Here is a 17,326-nt window from a genome sequence, read left to right as displayed (position 1 = left end):
GAAAATACTTGCCCATGGGATTATGGATAAATTCAATAAACTATGTCCAAGGTTAAAAGCGACTTAAGGCAGACATAATTGCTCATTAAAGCCCCAGCATGAGGTGAGGATATATATTGTGAACATCGGAACAATGAAGCAGGGAATTGAGACTAATTTCCAGGTCAATTCGCCATCCCGATAGCCGGATTGGAGGGTAATTCTATGAATGAAAAGCATAGTCCTGAAGCGGAACATGATTCAAATCCATTAGACCGGCGTGCGTTCCTGAAATGGAGTGCGGCGGTCGGCGGCACGGCTGCCTTGGCCAGCCAGCTTACCTTCGGCTTCGACCCCATCGACTCGGCCGAAGCCGCGGCTGAGTCGGGCAAGTGGGTTTTTGCAGCCTGCTGGCACAACTGCGGCGGCCGGTGCGCCAATTACGCGCTGGTGCAGGATGGCGTGGTCGTCCGCCAGAAAACCGACGACACACATCCGGATTCGCCTGACTACCCACAGCAGCGGGGATGTGCACGCGGCCGGTCCCAGCGGCATCAAGTGCTGGGGGTCGATCGATTGAAGTACCCGATGAAGCGCGCGCATTGGTCGCCCGGTGGGGGGAATAAAGAATTGCGCGGGGTGGATGACTGGGTGCGCATCTCATGGGATGAAGCCCTGGACATCATCGCCAGCGAAACCAAGCGGATCATCGATACCTATGGGAACAAATCGATACTCACTCCCCGTCTGGCACCATCCCGAGTCCTGAATGCTCTTGGTGGGGCGATGCAGAGTTGGGGGGTAAGCTCGGCGGGAGCCTGGCCTCAACCCAGCGCGCTGATGGCCGGAAATCTGAATTTATCAGCACCTGATCGGATGACTTATCGCAAGGCAAGTTTGATTGTCTTGTGGGGTTCCGATCCAGCCTGGAGCAGCGCCGGTGATCCGACCTACAACTACCTGCAAGCGCGAAACGCGGGTGCGAAATTCGTCTTCGTCGGTCCGCTGCACAGCAACAGCGTGCAGGTCCTTGCCGATGAATGGATCCCGGTCCGGCCGGGCACCGATGCAGCCCTGCTGCTCGGGATGGCCTACCACATGATTGATAACAATCTCCAGGATCAGGATTTCCTCGACAAATACGCGGTTGGGTTTGATGCCCAACACATGCCCGAGGGGGCGGATCCGAAAGAGAACTTCAAGGATTACGTCCTCGGCACCTACGACGGTGTACCGAAAACGCCGGAGTGGGCTTCGGAAATCAGCGGCACGCATCCGCGCACCATCCGCCAGTTCGCTGAGGAGTTCGCACGGACGAAACCAGCGATCTTTATCGGGGGCGCCGCTCCCGCTAGAACCCAAAAAGGACAGCAATTTGTTCAGGCTTTCCTAACGGTTGGCTGGATGACCGGAAATGTCGGTCTTGACGGTGCCGCAGTATGTAACAACTATCACAGCTCGGCCAGTTACGGGGGTTCATCATTGGTCAAGCCCGGAGGATCGGGTTTGAAATCGCTCGGTAATCCTCTCTTTCCACGCGGTGGAAGCGGTTACGCCTTCGGTTACCCCGAAGATACGGATTTCTATGCGTGTGCTTACGAAGAGATGTGGGATGCGATTTTGAATAAGGAATTCACGGCTACCGTGCGCGGGAAGATTCCATGCGATGTCCGTATGATATGGACCGTGACACCCAGCAGCGGCGGAAATGCGTTGAACCAGGTGGCTGGCATTAATAAAGGCATCGAAGCCTATCGAAGCGTAGAGTTCGTTGTCTCATCTGATATCGTGCTGTCGACTCGCTCCAAGTATGCCGATGTCGTTCTGCCCGATACGACTCCCTGGGAAGATGAAGCCGGGGGCTTCCTGACGGGAAACCCCGAGATACTTTTCTTCTATAGTCAGGTCATTCCTCCCTTGTATGAGGCAAAGGATTGCGGCTACTGGTTTGAGCGTGAGCTTGCCAAGCGAATGGGATTGGATCCGGATGAAATCTACTCGATCACACCCCAACAGCAGACGTTCAATCAGTTGGCAGGTGCCAGTGTCATCAAAAAGGATGGTTCGGGTTATGAACCGCTCGTGACGATCACGGCTGAGGATATCCAAGCCATGGGTGTCGAAGGAGACCCTCAACAGGGTCGTATCACCCTGAGTGAGTTCAAGGAAAAGGGTCTCTATCAGGTTGAACGCAGCCCCGGTGACAGCTATACCTTCACCCCCGGAATTGCCTTCCGCGAGGATCCTGAGGCCAATCCGTTGTCCACGGCAAGCGGTAAGCTTGAAATCTACTGTCAGGCATTGTCGGACAAGATTGCGGCCTACGGCTTCAGCACCCTTCCGCCCATCGCTCAATACAACCCCCCGATCGAGGGCTATCAGGCGACGTTCGAAGACTGGGATAAAAGAGTCAAAGGCGAATATCCGTTCCAGATGGTGACGCTGCACTACATGCGCCGCAGCCACTCGGTCTTCGATAACATCACCCAATTGAGAAAGGCGTTTCCGCAGGGCCTGTGGATGAACCCGATCGACGCCGAGGAGCTGGGTATCGCACATGGCGATACGGTTCAGATCTCCAGCCCGCACGGCACGGTCATCCGCCCGCTCATCGTAACCACACGGACGACCCCAGGCGTTGTGATCCTGGGTGAAGGTGCATGGGTCGAGTATGACGATGCACTGGGTGTGGATAAGGCGGGAGCGACCAATTCTCTTTGCGGTACGCATCCGACCGGGCAGGGTGAAGAACCATGGAATACAACCATAGTGCGGGTGGAGAAGTGGCACGGACCAGCATTGGAAGCGGATTACACCTGGCCGCACCGGGTGCCGATCAAGGAGGCATGATCAATGGCCAAGCAATATGCTTTTTACTTTGATGCCAACAGTTGTATCGACTGCAAAGCCTGCCAGATAGCCTGTCAGGACAAGAACGACCTGCCGGGAAACGTTATCTGGCGCAGGGTGATCGAATACGGCGGCGGGGACTGGGTCATGCAGGATAACGTCATGGTCCCGAACGGGATCTTCACTTATGCATTGTCCACCTCATGCATGCACTGCCAGAATCCGATCTGTGTGGATGTCTGTCCTTCAGGAGCGATGACCAAGCGTGATGATGGCATCGTACTGGTCAACGATGACATCTGCCTGGGGTGCCGCTATTGTGAATGGGCTTGTCCGTATGCTGCCCCGGCTTACCGGTCGGATCTGGGCGTGATGACGAAGTGTACGTTCTGTGAAGATCTGCTTGCGGTAGGCGAAAATCCGGCTTGCGTTGACGCGTGTGTCACGCGGGCGCTGGATTTCGGCGAGTTGAGCGATCTCCGGGCGAAATACGGCAATCTGGACGAAATGGCGCCTCTGCCGGACGCGAAGTTTACCAGCCCTTCTTTCGTACTCACTCCGTACCGGGCATCCCAAGAAACCGGAAGCAAGGTCGGAAAGATTATAGATCTAGCGGAGGAGTTTTAAGATGAATCCACGTGAATGGGCATTGATAAGTTTTACACTGCTGGCGCAGATGGCGGCAGGCGGGTTCGTCGTGCTTCAGATTACCCGGGCGTTCCTCGTCCGCCGGATGAAAGACGAAACGAGCCGTCTTACGGATTTGCTCGGAGTCGCCATCATGGGGATTCTCGGCTTGGGGATGCTGATTTCATTCCTCCACCTGGGGTCACCACTACGTGCCTATCGTGCAGTTTCCAATTTCGGTTCTTCATGGCTCAGCAGGGAGATCACCTTCACCTCGGCGTTCTTCGTGTTCGGTTCCATCTACAGTCTGTTGCAATGGGCGCGCAAGGGTTCCTCCGGCCTGCGAAATGTGCTGGCTGTGATTGCCGGCCTGCTCGGCCTATCGATGATCTACTCGATGTCGCGTGTCTACATGATTCCCACGGAACCTGCATGGGATCACGTTGAAACGATGATCTCGTTCTTCACGGCTGCCTTCCTGCTTGGCATCTTCCTCGCAGGAACGGGTTTGGTCATACGCCACCGCGTACTCCAGCGTGGCGCAGATGTTGAAGAGGGAGAACGTGGAACAATGCTGAGTGAAGTCCTCGGCGTGTATGGAATCCTGGCAGTTGTCCTGGTCGGGGTGGAATTTGTAGCCCTACCGGTGTACCTGGCGGAGATCGGGAATGCAGCGGCGGCGTCCGGAAGCAGTTTGAAAGAACTTCTCACCAGCTACGGCGTGATTCTGCTGCTGCGTTTGCTGTTGGTTTTCGTCGGCGCAGGTGTCCTGGGAACGTTGCTCTACCGCTCCGCCGGAAGGCGTGTCTGGCAGACGCGTTTAGCGACACTGACGATTGGCGGTTTTTCGATCGTGCTGCTCTCGGAAATCTTGAGCCGGTTTCTGTTCTATGCAACCAGGGTTCGCATCGGTCTGCCTTAACTCGGAGCAGGAGCGGACAAAATGGCAGCTTTTTAATCGAGCAGCCTCTGTACTGCTCCGAGTTCGCCGCCCGGATTATGAATGAGATGAGATCATTCTTTTATCCAGGCGGCGCAATTTAAAAACCGGCGTTGGATTGCAGTCTTCCAGACCTGAAGAGGTGAAAAAATGAGTCAACCGGATTATCGGCAAACCGAATGGGAAACGAACCTGACGGGTGAAATTCTCATTCTCCGATTGATCAGCAAAATCCTCTACACAGAACCGGAACCTGACTGGATAGCAGAACTAAGCGAACCAGGACTCTTCAACGAAGCACCATTCGCTATGAATCAGCCTGATGTCGTCACCGGGCTGCAGCAGCTCGCACGCTGGTCGGATGAAATGCGATCGGCGGAAAACGAAGATCGGTTGCTGGATCTTCGAATTGACTACACTCAGCTGCTAGTTGGGGGAAATGAATTTACGACGCCGCCATGGGAATCGGTGTATTTCAACGAAGACCGGATGCTGTTTCAAAAAGAAACCTTGGAAGTAAGAGCCTGGTATCGCAGGTTCGGACTGGCAGCAGAGAAACAAGGTCGGGAGCCGGATGATCACATCGCCCTGGAACTCTCTTTTCTTGCGCATCTTGCCTCCTTGGCTCTGGAGGCCTGTCACGCTGAAGATTGGGAGCGATATGAGGAGCTCATGACAGCCCAGCGCGATTTCCTTTCGGCTCACGTACTCCGCTGGGCCCCAGATTGGTGCGACCTCATGGTGCTCCACGCCCGTACGGACTTCTATCACGGGACGGCGTTCTTGCTGCGGGGTGTTTTGACCGAGTTGGAACTGCTTTACGGTGCCCAACCTACAGGAACGGGATTCGATGGAATTACTATCGGAACTTGTTAAGCTAGACACGTTCGGAAGTTCTCCGATTGCAATTGATCCGGCGCGCTGCCTCCGCGGTCTAAATCAATTATCGCACTGTCAGGCTTGCCGCGATGTTTGCCCGGCGCGCGCAATCGGAAATCAGAACCCGCCGGGAATCGAGTTAGAAGCGTGTCTGATGTGCCGAGCCTGCTTGCCGGTCTGTCCAACGGGCGCAATCCAAGCTCACGACGTCGTCACCCCGTTGATGAAGTGCGCTGCTCGCGCATCAGGTCATTCTATCGACGTCCTTTGCGAGCATCATCCCAAACCCGAAACGGGTCCGCAAGGGAGCGAAGTCGGCATTTCCATCCGGGGCTGCCTGGCAGCATTTGGGGTTGGGGGGCTGCTGCAGCTCGGCACCTCGGGTTTGAAAGCAGTCATCCTGCGGCTCGACCACTGCAAGGATTGTGAACTCCGCGCGCTTCAGCCCGTGATCGAAGAGCGCCTGGAATCGATAAAATCGATTCTGGATCAGTGGAATCAAGCTGACGTGCTCTCAGCGCTGTACGATCCCGAAGGGAGAGTGGGGCCGACGAGAGCAGTATGGGACGCGGAGAATCCTCCTCTCACCCGCCGTGAAATCTTCCGGCTTTCCACACTACTTGGCAGACTGCCGGGGAACGGCGAGGTGGGAAAGGAAACCGCATCAGGGCGGCACCTGAACCCTGACCGGAAGAGAATCGTGGATGCCCTCGGCCGTCTCTATAGATCGAATTCGACCGATAACCCGTCAACGATCAAGGCCCGGGGTTTCTTCCGGCTTTCGATTTCAGAAGAATGCACCGCTTGTGGCAACTGTTCACGTACTTGCCCGACGGAGGCGCTCATTTATCGGGAGCGAAATGAAAAGGAGTTCCGCTTCATATTCAAGCCTCAAATGTGTATCGGGTGTGAACTCTGCGCACGAATTTGTCCGGTTAATGCCATAGATATTGCGCTTGATCCTGACCTGTCTTACGTCTTTTTCAACGATTCCGGAAATGTGATATGCCAGGAGTACATTAGACGCTGTGTGAGATGCGGGACGCCGATTGTCGCGGAGACTCGGGATAACCTGTGCATGCTTTGTAAATCGCACCGGGAGAATCCTTACGGGATGCGGCAGTCTCCTTTTCCTTACAATAAACCTTGAGCGGGCTGAATTCGGAAAAAAACGATGCTGATACCTGTCAATCGAAAGACTGTCCAAAACATCAAGAACCCGGCCTTCACGGCGTATGCAGGCATTTACCTCGATATTTTCGATGACTTCAAAAACCAGGTCGAAAAGGCCGGTGTCGAGATGGAGGACGCGCAGGATCCACGGGCTCAGATGTTGACCCGCGAGTATCTTGCTGCGAGCGGCGCGACAGTTCGCAATGATGGCAAGAGCATCTACCTGAACCGAATCTCGCCGGCATGTGTCGCTTGCCGGACGGGTGTCGGCACAGCGACGTTCTTCCTCTCGCTGCAGTGCAGTCGTAACTGCTTCTACTGCTTCAACCCGAATCAGGAGCAGTACGACTACTACACCGCCAACACGCGGGATTGCATTCAGGAACTGGATGCCATTTCGGAACGAGACCAGAGGCTCGATTGCATCGCTTTAACGGGTGGCGAGCCGCTGCTTCATGCAGAGCAGGCGATAGCGTTTTTCCAAAGTGCCCGGAAGCGATTCCCGGAAGCTCATATCAGGCTTTATACGGCGGGAGATCTCACGAACGATGAGACTTTATGCGCGCTGCGTGATGCCGGTTTGGATGAGATCCGCTACAGCATCCGGCTGCACGAGAGGCTCGAGGATCAAAATCACACGCTCCATCAGATCGCGCAGGCGATGGAATATATTCCCTCCGTGATGGTCGAGATGCCGGTGCTTCCCGGCACGCTGGAGCGCATGAAGGAGATTCTGCTGGAACTGGAACGGATTGGGATTTCGAGCATCAACCTGTTGGAATTCTGCTTTCCCTTCAATAATGCCAGGACCTTCCATGAGAAGGGATACCGTATCAAGAACCCTCCCTACCGTGTGTTGTACAACTACTGGTATGCAGGGGGGCTTCCGATCGCCGGGAGTGAAGAAGAATGCCTGCAGCTGCTCGAATTTGCACTTAAGCAAAATTTGACCATTGGTATTCATTACTGCTCGCTTGAGAACAAACATACCGGGCAGGTGTACCAGCAGGATTTCCATGCCCCTACACCCGCTCTTGCTGAATTCTCGGGAAAGGATTTCTTCTTTAAAACAGCAAAAGTGTTCGGAGATGATATTTCTGGCGTGCTCGATCGGCTTCATGATGGAGGTGTACATGATCACCATCTCGATACCGATCTCTCGTATCTGGAGTTCCACGTTCGCGATATTCCTTTGTTGGATGGCCTGGCTGTCGAACTTGCAATTTGCACATCGGTCATGGAACCGCGGGAAGACGGGGAATATCTGCGAGAGTTGCGCGTGGACCTTACCTATCCCGACCAGTTTGATTCAGAAAAGGATCTCTGATTGTCCCGAATTATTTCTCGTCACGGTGATCCACTCGCGGGGTGAGAGGATCGGAATCGACAACACGAGTAATTTCACAAATTGACGAATGTGATCCGCTGTTGGAGGTTTGAAAACACACGAAATAGCGCATAGATATCCAATTGAATCTCCGATCCGCAGCCTCTAAACCAATTCGGCATGAAGCTGCGGGCGAACCTCGATCAAGACGAGGTCCCTGAAACCGGGCGTTGATCGCCCAGGCCTTGGGGAAAAGGTCAGCCTTGGAAACAGGCAGGCCTCCCGAAGCCCTGCGAGGCAGGGTGGACTTGGAAAGGAGAGACTGGACAGGAACGAAGAACTCGCCAGGCTCTCATCTGGTGAGTTTGTTTTATACGGACGGATAGACCGAGGGTGGGTTGGCGCCGGCCCATCGTAGAAGCAAGTGATGAATGTTGATGATCGAAATCGAAAACCTGACCGTAGAGTATGACAAAAGCCCGGCCCTGGAGGATGTCAGCTTGAAGATACCCGGCGGACAGTGTTTGCTGGTCACCGGGCCGACCGGCTGTGGGAAGAGCACGCTGGCGCATGTACTCACCGGCCTCATTCCGCATGCTCTCCCGGCCAGAATGAGCGGAGTGGTTCGGGTGGAGGGCGTTGAAGTCGCTTCCAGCTCAATTGCGGAACTCGCATGTAAAATCGGGATCGTCTTCCAAAATCCGAGCAGCCAGCTCTTACACCTGCGGGTCGATGACGAGGTGGCGTTCGGACCGCGCAACCTCGGGCTGCCTGAATCTGAGGTGCGGAAGCGCGTGGACTGGGCGCTTGAAACCGTCGGATTAGATGGGATGCACGCCTTCAAACCAGCCCATCTCTCAGGCGGCCAGAAGCAGCGTCTGGCAATAGCCTGTGCGCTGGCGATGCGTCCTTCCGTTCTGATCCTCGACGAGCCCACTGCTTCGCTCGACGTGCCCGGGACAAAAATGCTGATCGCCACGTTGGAGAGGATCCGACAGGAATGGGGGCTGACCATCGTGCTTATTGAGCACAGACTGGCCGAAGCGTTGCGTATTGCCGATCGCGCCGTCATTCTTGATCGCGGGCACATCATCGCTGACGGAATACCGTCGCAGGTCTTATCCGACCGCCGCATGCTGCGCCTGCTTGGCTTGCGGCGACCGACCAGGGAGCCGCCTGTCGGATGGGAGAAGCTTCTCGAGCCAAATGGTCCAATTCCCAATGGACGTGCTCCTCTGCTCGCCATGCATAAGGTTCACGCCGGATACGATACGGGCGAGATCCTGCAGGATATCGACATCAAGCTCTATCCGGGTGAGTTTGTCGCGCTGGTCGGCGATAACGGCGCCGGCAAGTCGACGCTCGGGCTCGTCGCATCAGGTTTACTTAAACCCAGAGCCGGCAGCGTTATCTTCCAGGATGGCCGCTCGCCTCGAGGCGGGCTCGATGTGGCGCTGCTTTTCCAGAATCCGAGCGACCAGTTGCTGACGGACCGCGTCGAGGACGAGGTCGCATTAGGTCCCCTGAACTTCGGCAAATTCCGGGCCGATATTCACTTGCAAACTCTGGAGGAGATGGATCTGCTCGAACTGCGCGAGCGGCAGCCCTGCAAACTCTCGGCCGGGCAGCAGCAGCGCACGGCGTTGGCGGCATGCCTTGCGCTTCGCCCGAAGCTGGTCATCCTGGATGAGCCAACGCTCGGCCAGGATTGGGCTCACATGGAACAACTCATGGATTTTATGAAGTCTCTCAATTCTCTGGGAACGACGGTTCTGCTGATTACCCACGACTACAAGGTGGTCTATCGATACGCACGGCGGGTCATCTTTCTGGAGCAAGGCCGGATCCGGCTTGATGGCCGCCTGAGACGGAGGCAGCATGACTAGGTACGGCGTCGAGGAAGAGGTCAAATACTGGAGGCAACATTTCTTTTCCCGCAAAGGGAGCGTGCGGCGGACTTATCAATCCCTTGCGCGGACGCCTATCGATGCAATCCGGCTAAAGAAAGGAATATGAAAATGCGCTTCACAACCCGCGAACTGGTATTACTTGGAATTTTCGGTGCGCTTTGGGGGGGCGTCGAGATCAGCCTGGGATCCCTCTTTCACACACTAAATCTGCCGATGACGGGCATGCTGCTGAGCGCGATTGGACTGATGGTCGTGCTGGTGGGACGTTACTACGTGCCGCGTGTCGGGTCGACGTTCTTTCTGGGCGTGATTGCAGCACTGTTGAAGATGCTGAGCCTGGGAGGAATTGTGATCTGGCCGATGATCGCCATTCTGATGGAAGCCCTCATGGCCGAGCTCGTGCTTACGCTGTTTGGACGGCCCAGCCGCGTAAGCTTCCTCGCAGCAGGATCGCTAAGCGTTCTCTACACTCTGGTCCATCCATTTTTCTCACAGGGGTTGATGGCCGGGCAGGGGATGGTTTTCGTCTGGGAGCTGCTCGTGGAGCGCAGCCTGCAGATCTTTGGTTTATCCATGACGGCTGCCTGGGTGGTTGTCGGACTTTATGCTCTACTACATCTGGTGACGGGATTTCTGGCAGGTTGGACGGCGTGGGAGATCGCCCGAGCCCTCCAGGGCCGCCTCCGCCGCAGCATACCAGAAGTTAATAACGTTAGATAACAAAATAGGAGGTGCTTCAATGTCAGTCGGCAAGCGTTTCGTCCCCGTATTTCTACTGGTCTTTCTTCTCGCTGCATGCAGCAGTACTTCGGTTCCGGCCGCGACAGAGCTGACCATTAGCGGTGATCAGCCGCAAAAGAGTTACACGGTGGAACAGCTGCAGGCCATGCCTGCTGCCACGGCTTCGTTCAATGGGGTGGAATACACCGGAGTTACACTCAAGACTCTGCTCGAGCAGGCTGGGTATGATCCGTCTGCGGTGAGTGCCGTCCAGGCGGTTGCGTCGGATGGCTACAGCATTAATTACGATCGCGATCTGGCGATGCTTGAGAATACCCTGGTGGCGTACGGACAGGCAGGTGGTCCGCTCACGGCCGACGATGGAACCTTCCGCATGGTGCTGCCCGATCAGGAAGGCAAGATGAACGTTCGCATGCTTTCCGAGCTGCACGTCAATCCGTGAGTACATACGAGGACGGAAAAACGTGGTCTGAGGCGATGCCTCAACCGCTAATCGGAACCTTCGGCCGTCTGGCCGTGTTCATCAGCCTGGTTCTCGCTTCGATCAAGCTAACGAGCGTGGGCCTGGCGGTTGTTCTGGTCATCCTGCTGATGGTGGGCCTGGCCGAATTCAAACCCGCCATGAAGCGGCTACTGCGTTGGCGTTGGTTGATCTTCCTCGCAGTCCTGATCCTGCCGAATACGCTCTGGAATGGGGAGGTGGACGCCACACTGGCCGGAATCGCGTACTCCAATGAGGGCCTGCAAACTGGCCTGGCCATGGCCATGCGGGCTGGAATCATGCTGGCAGCCGTGATGTGGTTCACCGCCTCGGTCGAGATAAGCGAGGTTGCCGGGTTGCTGGAGCGGATAGGGTTGAAAGGGTTAGGTTTCTCGATGGGTGTGGCCGTCAATTTGCTGCCTTCCCTGATGCAGTCGTTTCGTAATGCCTGGCACACGCTGCAGATGCGCGGCGGAATCCGCCGGTTGAGGCTGCGTGCGATACGGCTCTTGATGGTGACGGTTTTCGCCAATGCGCTGCGGCGGGCGGACGAAATCACACTGGTGGCCGAAGCGCGCGCGTTCTCGCCAGAGCGGACGCGTAGTCTGCCGGTCAGGAAAGGACGATTCGACCTGCCCATGGTCGTGACAAGTCTCGTGACGATCGTCATGCTTGTGTTGTTTAAATGAGAATGAAGCGATGAAAACGGATCTAAAAGATAATCCGGAATGGCCGCAAGTGATTTGTTTTGTGGGTAGTTCACGATCTGGCAAGACGACGTTGATTGAAGAGACGATTCCACGGCTGCAGGGACGCGGATATCGTGTCGGAACGATCAAGCATCACGCTCACTCCGACTTCGAGTTTGATATCCCTGGGAAAGATTCCTGGCGTTATGCCCAAGCGGGAAGTGAGCATGTCATTATTGCTTCCCCGGGAAAGATCGGTTCAGTGAAAAGAGTCAGGGGAGATCCGCCGCTGATCGAGCTGGTCCGGCGAATGCCCGAGATGAACGTGATTCTTGCCGAAGGCTATCATTGGGAAATATGGCCGAAGGTGGAAGTGCTGCGATCCGCCCACAGCAAGAAATTGCGCTGCGATCCGGATGAGCTGTCCGCTGTCGTGAGCGATATTGCGCTGGATATCCCCATACCTGTTTTCGACTTCGAGCAAATGGACGAATTTGTTGACTGGATCGTAAATACATTTTTAATGGGCAGGGATCCGGTTGGAGAGGATGCGATTTGATCTCGTATTCTGAAGCATTGGGAAAGACGCTGGCGGCCATCGGCCCACTGCCGGCCGTCGAGGTCGATCTGGCTGAACTGGTTGGAAGAATTGCGGCCGAGGCTGTTCGTGCCGACATCGAATCGCCCGCCATCGATGTCTCTCTCAAGGATGGATTCGCTATCCGGTCCGAAGATATCCATTTGGCCACCGAGCAGAACCCGGTCCGTCTGCGCCTGCTGGGCAGGGCTGCTGCTGGCGAAGCATGGGCAGGCCAGCTTACAACGGGGCATGCGGTCCGCGTTCTAACAGGAGCTCCCATCCCGGATTGTGCAACGGCCGTGCTGGCGGAGGAATTTGCTCGCCTTGAAGAGGGTGAGATCCTGGCGCTGGCCGACGCCGAACCCGGCCGCAATATCATGCCGCGCGGAGCAGATGTATATGTGGGCCAGGTGTTGGTCGAGGCCGGAGAGGTCCTGGCGCCGGAGACCATCGGGCTGTTGGCTGCTGCGGGTTGCCAGCGCGTACCTGTTGTAACGCGCGCTCGTGTGGGTATTCTGGCCACGGGGGATGAAGTCGTCGCGCCGGGCAAGTCTCTCGGTGCAGCTCAACTCTATGCCAGTAATCTGGTAGCGTTGGCCGCCTGGTGCAGCCAATACGGTATGCAGGTCTCTACGGCAGTCTCACGGGACGACGAGAACCAGCTGCATTTAGCGCTGGAATCGCTGTTCACAGAGCATGACGCAATCCTGACCAGCGGCGGTGCGTGGAAGGGCGATCGCGATCTGATCGTCAAAGTGCTTGTACGCATGGGTTGGCGAAAGGTTTACCACCGCGTGCGAATCGGTCCGGGAAAGGCCGTAGGATTTGGAGTTCTGGATGGGAAGCCCGTTTTCTGCTTGCCCGGCGGCCCGCCTTCCAACCAGATGGCTTTTCTGCAGCTTGCTCTTCCCGGATTGTTGAAGATGGGTGGGCATGCGCAGCCGTCCCTGCCGACCATTCCGGTCCGTTTGGGGCATGAGCTCCGTGGACAGATCGATTGGACGCAGTTCGTCTACGGCACGCTCAGACGCAGCGAAGGAATGCTCGAATTCGAAAAGGTTGACCTGAAGAGCAGGCTTCAAATGATGGCATTTGCGACGGCGATCGTCTCGATTCCGGAAGGATGCGAATATTTGGAGCAGGGAACGATTTGTGAGGCGCAGCTCCTGTCCAATCCGTTAAGCGCAGCTTGATCGACACTCAGGAGGTTTTGATCCTGTAAGCCTACCGGCATCATCGGCTCATATCTGGTTGAAAACTCGCTGCCGCAGTCTTATGAAGATGACGCCGCGTCGATCCGGATCGTCAGCTTGCGTTCACCTGAAGTCCTGTAGACGGGTGAGAGGAACAAGGATGGACACGCAGCCAAGTAGAGTGCCCTTGAACAGGGATGAGAGGCAGCACATGGAAGAACCCGTTGTGGTATCTATCGTGGGAGGTCCAGGTAGTGGGAAAACGACCTTCCTCGTAGGATTACTGCGTGAATTGAAGAGGCGTGGATATCGGGTCGGAACGGTCAAGCACCACGTTCATCCAGGTATCAGCATTGACCGGGAGGGAAAAGATAGCTGGCTGCACGCACAGAGCGGTGCCGATGAGGTCATCATCTCCGCTCCCGATCAAATCGTCACCATCCGCAGGCTGCAGCAGGAACTGCCGCTGGAAGAGGTGGTTCGAGGCTTCGGCGAGGTCGATGTCGTGCTGACGGACGGCTACCGGTTGGAGGGGGTGAACCGAATCGAGGTGATGCGGGAAGAGATGAATTCCGCGATGTTTTGCTCTCCGGAAGAGCTGTTCGCACTGGCAACCGATCGTAAGTTGTCGCTTGCCATACCCGTTTTCGATTTGGACGATTTCGCAGGTGTCGCAGACCTGATCGAGGAGCGGTTGATCCAGTGAGCAGTAAGGGGCGGTTTACCTGTCTGTTTCAACAACAATTCCTGATTGATTCATGATGGCATTCTTTTCTCTTTGTCTGCCAGGGTCACCGAGATCGAATATTGAAGTTTAGCGAAATTGGGTTTCAACGGAACGATCATCGGCGGCCCTTGAATGATGCAGTCCGAAACTTCAACCTGGCTGCAGGAGAAGGCTTCCAGAACGGAGGCTTTCTTGCTTGCCATCATCCTGAGGATCCTTCGCCTTGACGGACTCAGGACAAGGACCTCGCCACTTGAATGCCGGAAAGCGCCCGAGGAAGCGTCTTTTCTTTATAAGAACAATTCCTCAGCGTTCAAGTGATAGACAACATGGCCAAACGGACGATGATCCTGTATGCTACCAGGGCGAAGATATTGGCAAAGCGGATCGGAAAAATGATATAAATCGATTTGCTTTACCCGATCACAGCATGAGGTGAATCGCCATGGGAATCAAGCCGAAAACGATCATCTGGATTCTGATCGTTGCCGGGTTCATTTTTGGGTATGCCGGATTCATGGTTCCGGGGCAATCGGCGATTATTGAGACGCCGCGCGAGGACACATTTCAATTCCAGCGCTTACACGTTTTCTTCTTCAACCTGGTGAGCGGGGGAACCATCCTGCTTTATTTTACGGAAGGCAAGTCCAGGTTAACCCGGCGGGGATGGATTTTCTTCGCAGGATCGTTATTGTTCAGCATCGCTGCGTTTCTGAACCTCTATCTGATTGCCTCCGTTTTTTCTCTCTTTTTGGCTTTTGTCGTAGAATCGATTCGCATCCGCAAATTCTCCTTTTTTCCGAGTGATTTTTTCAAGAGCTCCGTCCCGCTGTCGAGTAAGTTTCACCACGCAGCAATCCTCTGCCTTTCCCTGGGACTTCTGATTTGTACAGGTGTTATGCTCGACAATCAAATTTTCCACGTATTGAATTTACCCTACCTGATTCTGGATGACTTCTATCTGGGATTTTCGTTTCCGATCTCACTGGCTACGTTCGCCATGATATTTTCCATGACACAGGACATTCGCCGCTCATTGTTATCCGTCCTGGGCATCGCCTCCTTCTGGATCGTCACGTTGGGGGTCATTATCTTTTTCGTGTTCATCATCCTCGGAATCCCGATAGCCGAATTCATCGTCGCGACGGTGCTTCTGATCGACGTGCTGATCGTATACTACATTTTCCGTGCGAGCACCTGGGGACGAGTCGAGGAAAAGAGATTTCTGACATCCGGAATGGTTTTCCTTGTCACGACGGGTCTAACCGGGGTTCTATTGGTGTTGTGGAGTATATTTGCCCCCAAGGAAGTCCCGGGTCGAAATTTCCTTTTACAGACACACGCATACTTGTCCCTGTACGGTTGGAACCTGGTCGGGTTGACGGCCCTCGTCCATTATCGAAATTTCCCCCAACGGCTGCATGGAACATCGATCATTCTGCTGCATTGGGTAACGGTATCGCTGCTGGCCCCGCTTGGATATGAATTTACGATTTTCGCCATTGCAGCCGTTGTAGTTTTCGTTTTTCTGACCCGAGTGCTGCTCTTCAGTCGTCCCGAACAAGCACTGCCTCAGTGACTCAAATCCCACAGGTCGATTCTCGCTCAGACTGCGAAAGCCTCTTGTTGAGTTCCGTATGGGTTCAATCGAGTCGTCTGATTGGATTCAAATATACCGGGGCTTCCGTGTCTGGAAGCTGCAAGGGGGTGAGACATCTCGGTCTGGGCACGCCGTGAGGGAAGTCAGGACGCAGTCGGCTGCCCGCCGATCAACCGCCGGCACAGTTCCACGCCGCTGATGGCATCGGTCGCCCAGGAGTCGGCTTTCACGTATTGGCTGACCTCTTCGGTGATCTGGCCACCGCCGATGATGATCGGTCCTCGATAGCCACCGTCACGAATCTGGGCGATCGTTTCACGCATCGAGTCGTAGGAACTGGTCAGCAAACCGGACAAACCTACGATGTGAGGTTTAAATTCGGAAGCTTGCTCGCGAAAGATGTTTGGCGAAACGTCGACGCCGAGATCGTGCACGGCGAAGCTGTGGCAACTCAGCAGCATGGTGAGAATGTTTTTTCCCAGATCGTGGATGTCTCCTTGAACCGTACCGACGAGGATGCGGCCGGTTGATTTCCCTGTCACTTGCTTTACAACGATGGGTTGGAGCCATTCCATGACCTGGCTGAAGATCTCTCCGGCCATGATCAAACCTGCCAGAAAATACTCGCCGGCCTCGTAACGTTCTCCGACCAGCTGCATGCCTCTACTGCAGTCGTCGATGATCGCGATCGGGTCGTCGCCTCTGGTGATGCGTTCCTGTACGAAGGCAAGGGCGGTTTCTTCCTGGAGGTTGGAGATCGAGTTGATCAACTTGGTGCGCAGGTCATTATCAACCATGGGGCGCTGCCTTCCTAATCGGTAACTCCGATGACGGCGGTAAATCGCAGGCGTTCACCGCTGCAAATGAACCAGCCCCAGCTTACCGGTCCATTGTCGAAATCGTAAAAGATGTGCTCCAGACGAAATGCGGGCGTTCCAACTTCCGATTGGAGCAGGGCGGCTTCCTCGGAGGTCAAACTGGTCACGTCGATCACCAGGTCACCCCGCTTTAGATCGGTACCACCGCCCCCGCTGAAGAGGCCTTGAAGCTCTGTGATCTCCATCTCGGTTTCGATAATGGGACGTGTGGGGTCATAGATTACGTACTCGCGGTGCAGGAGTACGGGCTGTGCGTCCTGGTAGATCAAGCGGCGCATGAAGACGGTCCGGTCTCCAACGGCGACGGCCAGCTTATCCGCAACCCGTTCAGTGGCGAGGGCAATTCTCGCCTCAAGGATTTTTACCTTGGATTGGCTGCCGTCTTGAAAAAACCGCTGTAGGGAGTCCAGGTTGAACGTGGCGGTACTCAATTCCATCGGTCTGACGAAAGTGCCGCGTCCCTGTTCGGCGATGACTACGCCCTGGTCTGTGAGGATGTTGATGACGCGGCGCACGGTCATCGGACTTACGCCATAGCGCTCGCAGAGTTGGGCTTCGGAGGGCAGGCGGTCACCCGGCCGGAACTCCCCGGACGCGATTTGACTCAAAAGGATGCGCACCAATTGGGCGTACGCCGGTTCATACGAGTCGCGGTCGATGGACAAAATTTGTTCTTCGGACAAAAAAAGCTCCATTCAGGGATGTATAAATATATATATAAATCGTTTTCCGTTGTCAATGCCCCAATGCGC

17 protein-coding genes and 1 riboswitch are annotated in these 17,326 nt (G+C 55.3%); of the genes, 14 read left to right on the top strand and 3 right to left on the bottom strand.

What is annotated here, in order from left to right:
- Positions 1-204 precede the first annotated feature (204 nt).
- The 13 genes from P8Z34_04240 to mobB (P8Z34_04180) all read left to right on the top strand — a co-directional run bounded on the left by P8Z34_04240 (position 205) and on the right by mobB (P8Z34_04180) (position 14,075).
- Positions 205-2,829, top strand: coding sequence for a molybdopterin-dependent oxidoreductase (locus tag P8Z34_04240; GenBank protein ID MEJ2549875.1), 2,625 nt, complete (start codon positions 205-207; stop codon positions 2,827-2,829).
- Between the two features lie 3 nt (positions 2,830-2,832).
- Positions 2,833-3,456: a dimethylsulfoxide reductase subunit B gene (dmsB, locus tag P8Z34_04235; protein MEJ2549874.1), complete on the top strand. Its 624-nt coding sequence runs from the start codon at positions 2,833-2,835 to the stop codon at positions 3,454-3,456.
- A 1-nt stretch (position 3,457) separates the two neighbouring features.
- Positions 3,458-4,378, top strand: a complete 921-nt coding sequence (locus tag P8Z34_04230) for a dimethyl sulfoxide reductase anchor subunit (protein ID MEJ2549873.1) — start codon at positions 3,458-3,460, stop codon at positions 4,376-4,378.
- 168 nt (positions 4,379-4,546) lie between these two features.
- A complete protein-coding gene (locus P8Z34_04225; GenBank protein ID MEJ2549872.1) occupies positions 4,547-5,272 on the top strand; it encodes a molecular chaperone TorD family protein in 726 nt (241 codons plus the stop codon).
- Entirely contained in the window at positions 5,247-6,425 is a 1,179-nt protein-coding gene (locus P8Z34_04220) for a 4Fe-4S binding protein (GenBank protein MEJ2549871.1), read from the top strand. The genes P8Z34_04225 and P8Z34_04220 overlap by 26 nt, the downstream gene beginning before the upstream one ends.
- Before the next feature lie 180 nt (positions 6,426-6,605).
- On the top strand, positions 6,606-7,775 hold the full coding sequence (locus P8Z34_04215) for a radical SAM protein (protein ID MEJ2549870.1): 1,170 nt from the start codon (positions 6,606-6,608) through the stop codon (positions 7,773-7,775).
- Between the two features lie 137 nt (positions 7,776-7,912).
- Positions 7,913-8,112: riboswitch (molybdenum cofactor riboswitch) on the top strand.
- A gap of 100 nt (positions 8,113-8,212) precedes the next feature.
- Entirely contained in the window at positions 8,213-9,661 is a 1,449-nt protein-coding gene (locus P8Z34_04210; GenBank protein ID MEJ2549869.1) for an energy-coupling factor transporter ATPase, read from the top strand.
- 132 nt (positions 9,662-9,793) lie between these two features.
- On the top strand, positions 9,794-10,405 hold the full coding sequence (locus P8Z34_04205) for a hypothetical protein (protein ID MEJ2549868.1): 612 nt from the start codon (positions 9,794-9,796) through the stop codon (positions 10,403-10,405).
- Positions 10,406-10,424: 19 nt separating this feature from the next.
- Entirely contained in the window at positions 10,425-10,868 is a 444-nt protein-coding gene (locus P8Z34_04200; GenBank protein ID MEJ2549867.1) for a molybdopterin-dependent oxidoreductase, read from the top strand.
- A gap of 35 nt (positions 10,869-10,903) precedes the next feature.
- Complete coding sequence (locus P8Z34_04195; GenBank protein MEJ2549866.1) at positions 10,904-11,596, top strand: energy-coupling factor transporter transmembrane component T; 693 nt, start codon at positions 10,904-10,906, stop codon at positions 11,594-11,596.
- Positions 11,597-11,606: 10 nt separating this feature from the next.
- Complete coding sequence (gene mobB / locus P8Z34_04190) at positions 11,607-12,155, top strand: molybdopterin-guanine dinucleotide biosynthesis protein B (protein ID MEJ2549865.1); 549 nt, start codon at positions 11,607-11,609, stop codon at positions 12,153-12,155.
- Positions 12,152-13,369 carry a molybdopterin molybdotransferase MoeA gene (locus P8Z34_04185; protein ID MEJ2549864.1) on the top strand — a complete coding sequence of 406 codons (1,218 nt, stop codon included), beginning with the start codon at positions 12,152-12,154 and terminating at the stop codon, positions 13,367-13,369. The genes mobB (P8Z34_04190) and P8Z34_04185 overlap by 4 nt, the downstream gene beginning before the upstream one ends.
- Positions 13,370-13,580: 211 nt before the next feature.
- A complete protein-coding gene (mobB, locus tag P8Z34_04180) occupies positions 13,581-14,075 on the top strand; it encodes a molybdopterin-guanine dinucleotide biosynthesis protein B (protein ID MEJ2549863.1) in 495 nt (164 codons plus the stop codon).
- Between the two features lie 50 nt (positions 14,076-14,125).
- Here mobB (P8Z34_04180) and P8Z34_04175 read toward each other — a convergent pair whose 3' ends face one another.
- A complete protein-coding gene (locus tag P8Z34_04175) occupies positions 14,126-14,302 on the bottom strand; it encodes a hypothetical protein (GenBank protein MEJ2549862.1) in 177 nt (58 codons plus the stop codon).
- Positions 14,303-14,541: 239 nt separating this feature from the next.
- On the opposite strand from P8Z34_04175, the gene P8Z34_04170 reads away from it, so the two are divergent.
- Complete coding sequence (locus tag P8Z34_04170) at positions 14,542-15,675, top strand: hypothetical protein (protein ID MEJ2549861.1); 1,134 nt, start codon at positions 14,542-14,544, stop codon at positions 15,673-15,675.
- Positions 15,676-15,839: 164 nt separating this feature from the next.
- Here P8Z34_04170 and P8Z34_04165 read toward each other — a convergent pair whose 3' ends face one another.
- Together P8Z34_04165 and P8Z34_04160 are read right to left on the bottom strand one after the other, a co-directional pair.
- Entirely contained in the window at positions 15,840-16,493 is a 654-nt protein-coding gene (locus tag P8Z34_04165; protein ID MEJ2549860.1) for a cobalamin-dependent protein, read from the bottom strand.
- 14 nt (positions 16,494-16,507) lie between these two features.
- Positions 16,508-17,257, bottom strand: a complete 750-nt coding sequence (locus tag P8Z34_04160) for a GntR family transcriptional regulator (GenBank protein MEJ2549859.1) — start codon at positions 17,255-17,257, stop codon at positions 16,508-16,510.
- Between the last annotated feature and the right edge of the window lie 69 nt (positions 17,258-17,326).

The organism is Anaerolineales bacterium (genome assembly GCA_037382465.1).
Taxonomy (GTDB): Bacteria; Chloroflexota; Anaerolineae; order Anaerolineales; family E44-bin32; genus WVZH01.
The sequence above is the reverse complement of the archived record's forward strand: the minus strand, read 5'-3'. Positions and strand labels throughout refer to the sequence as shown.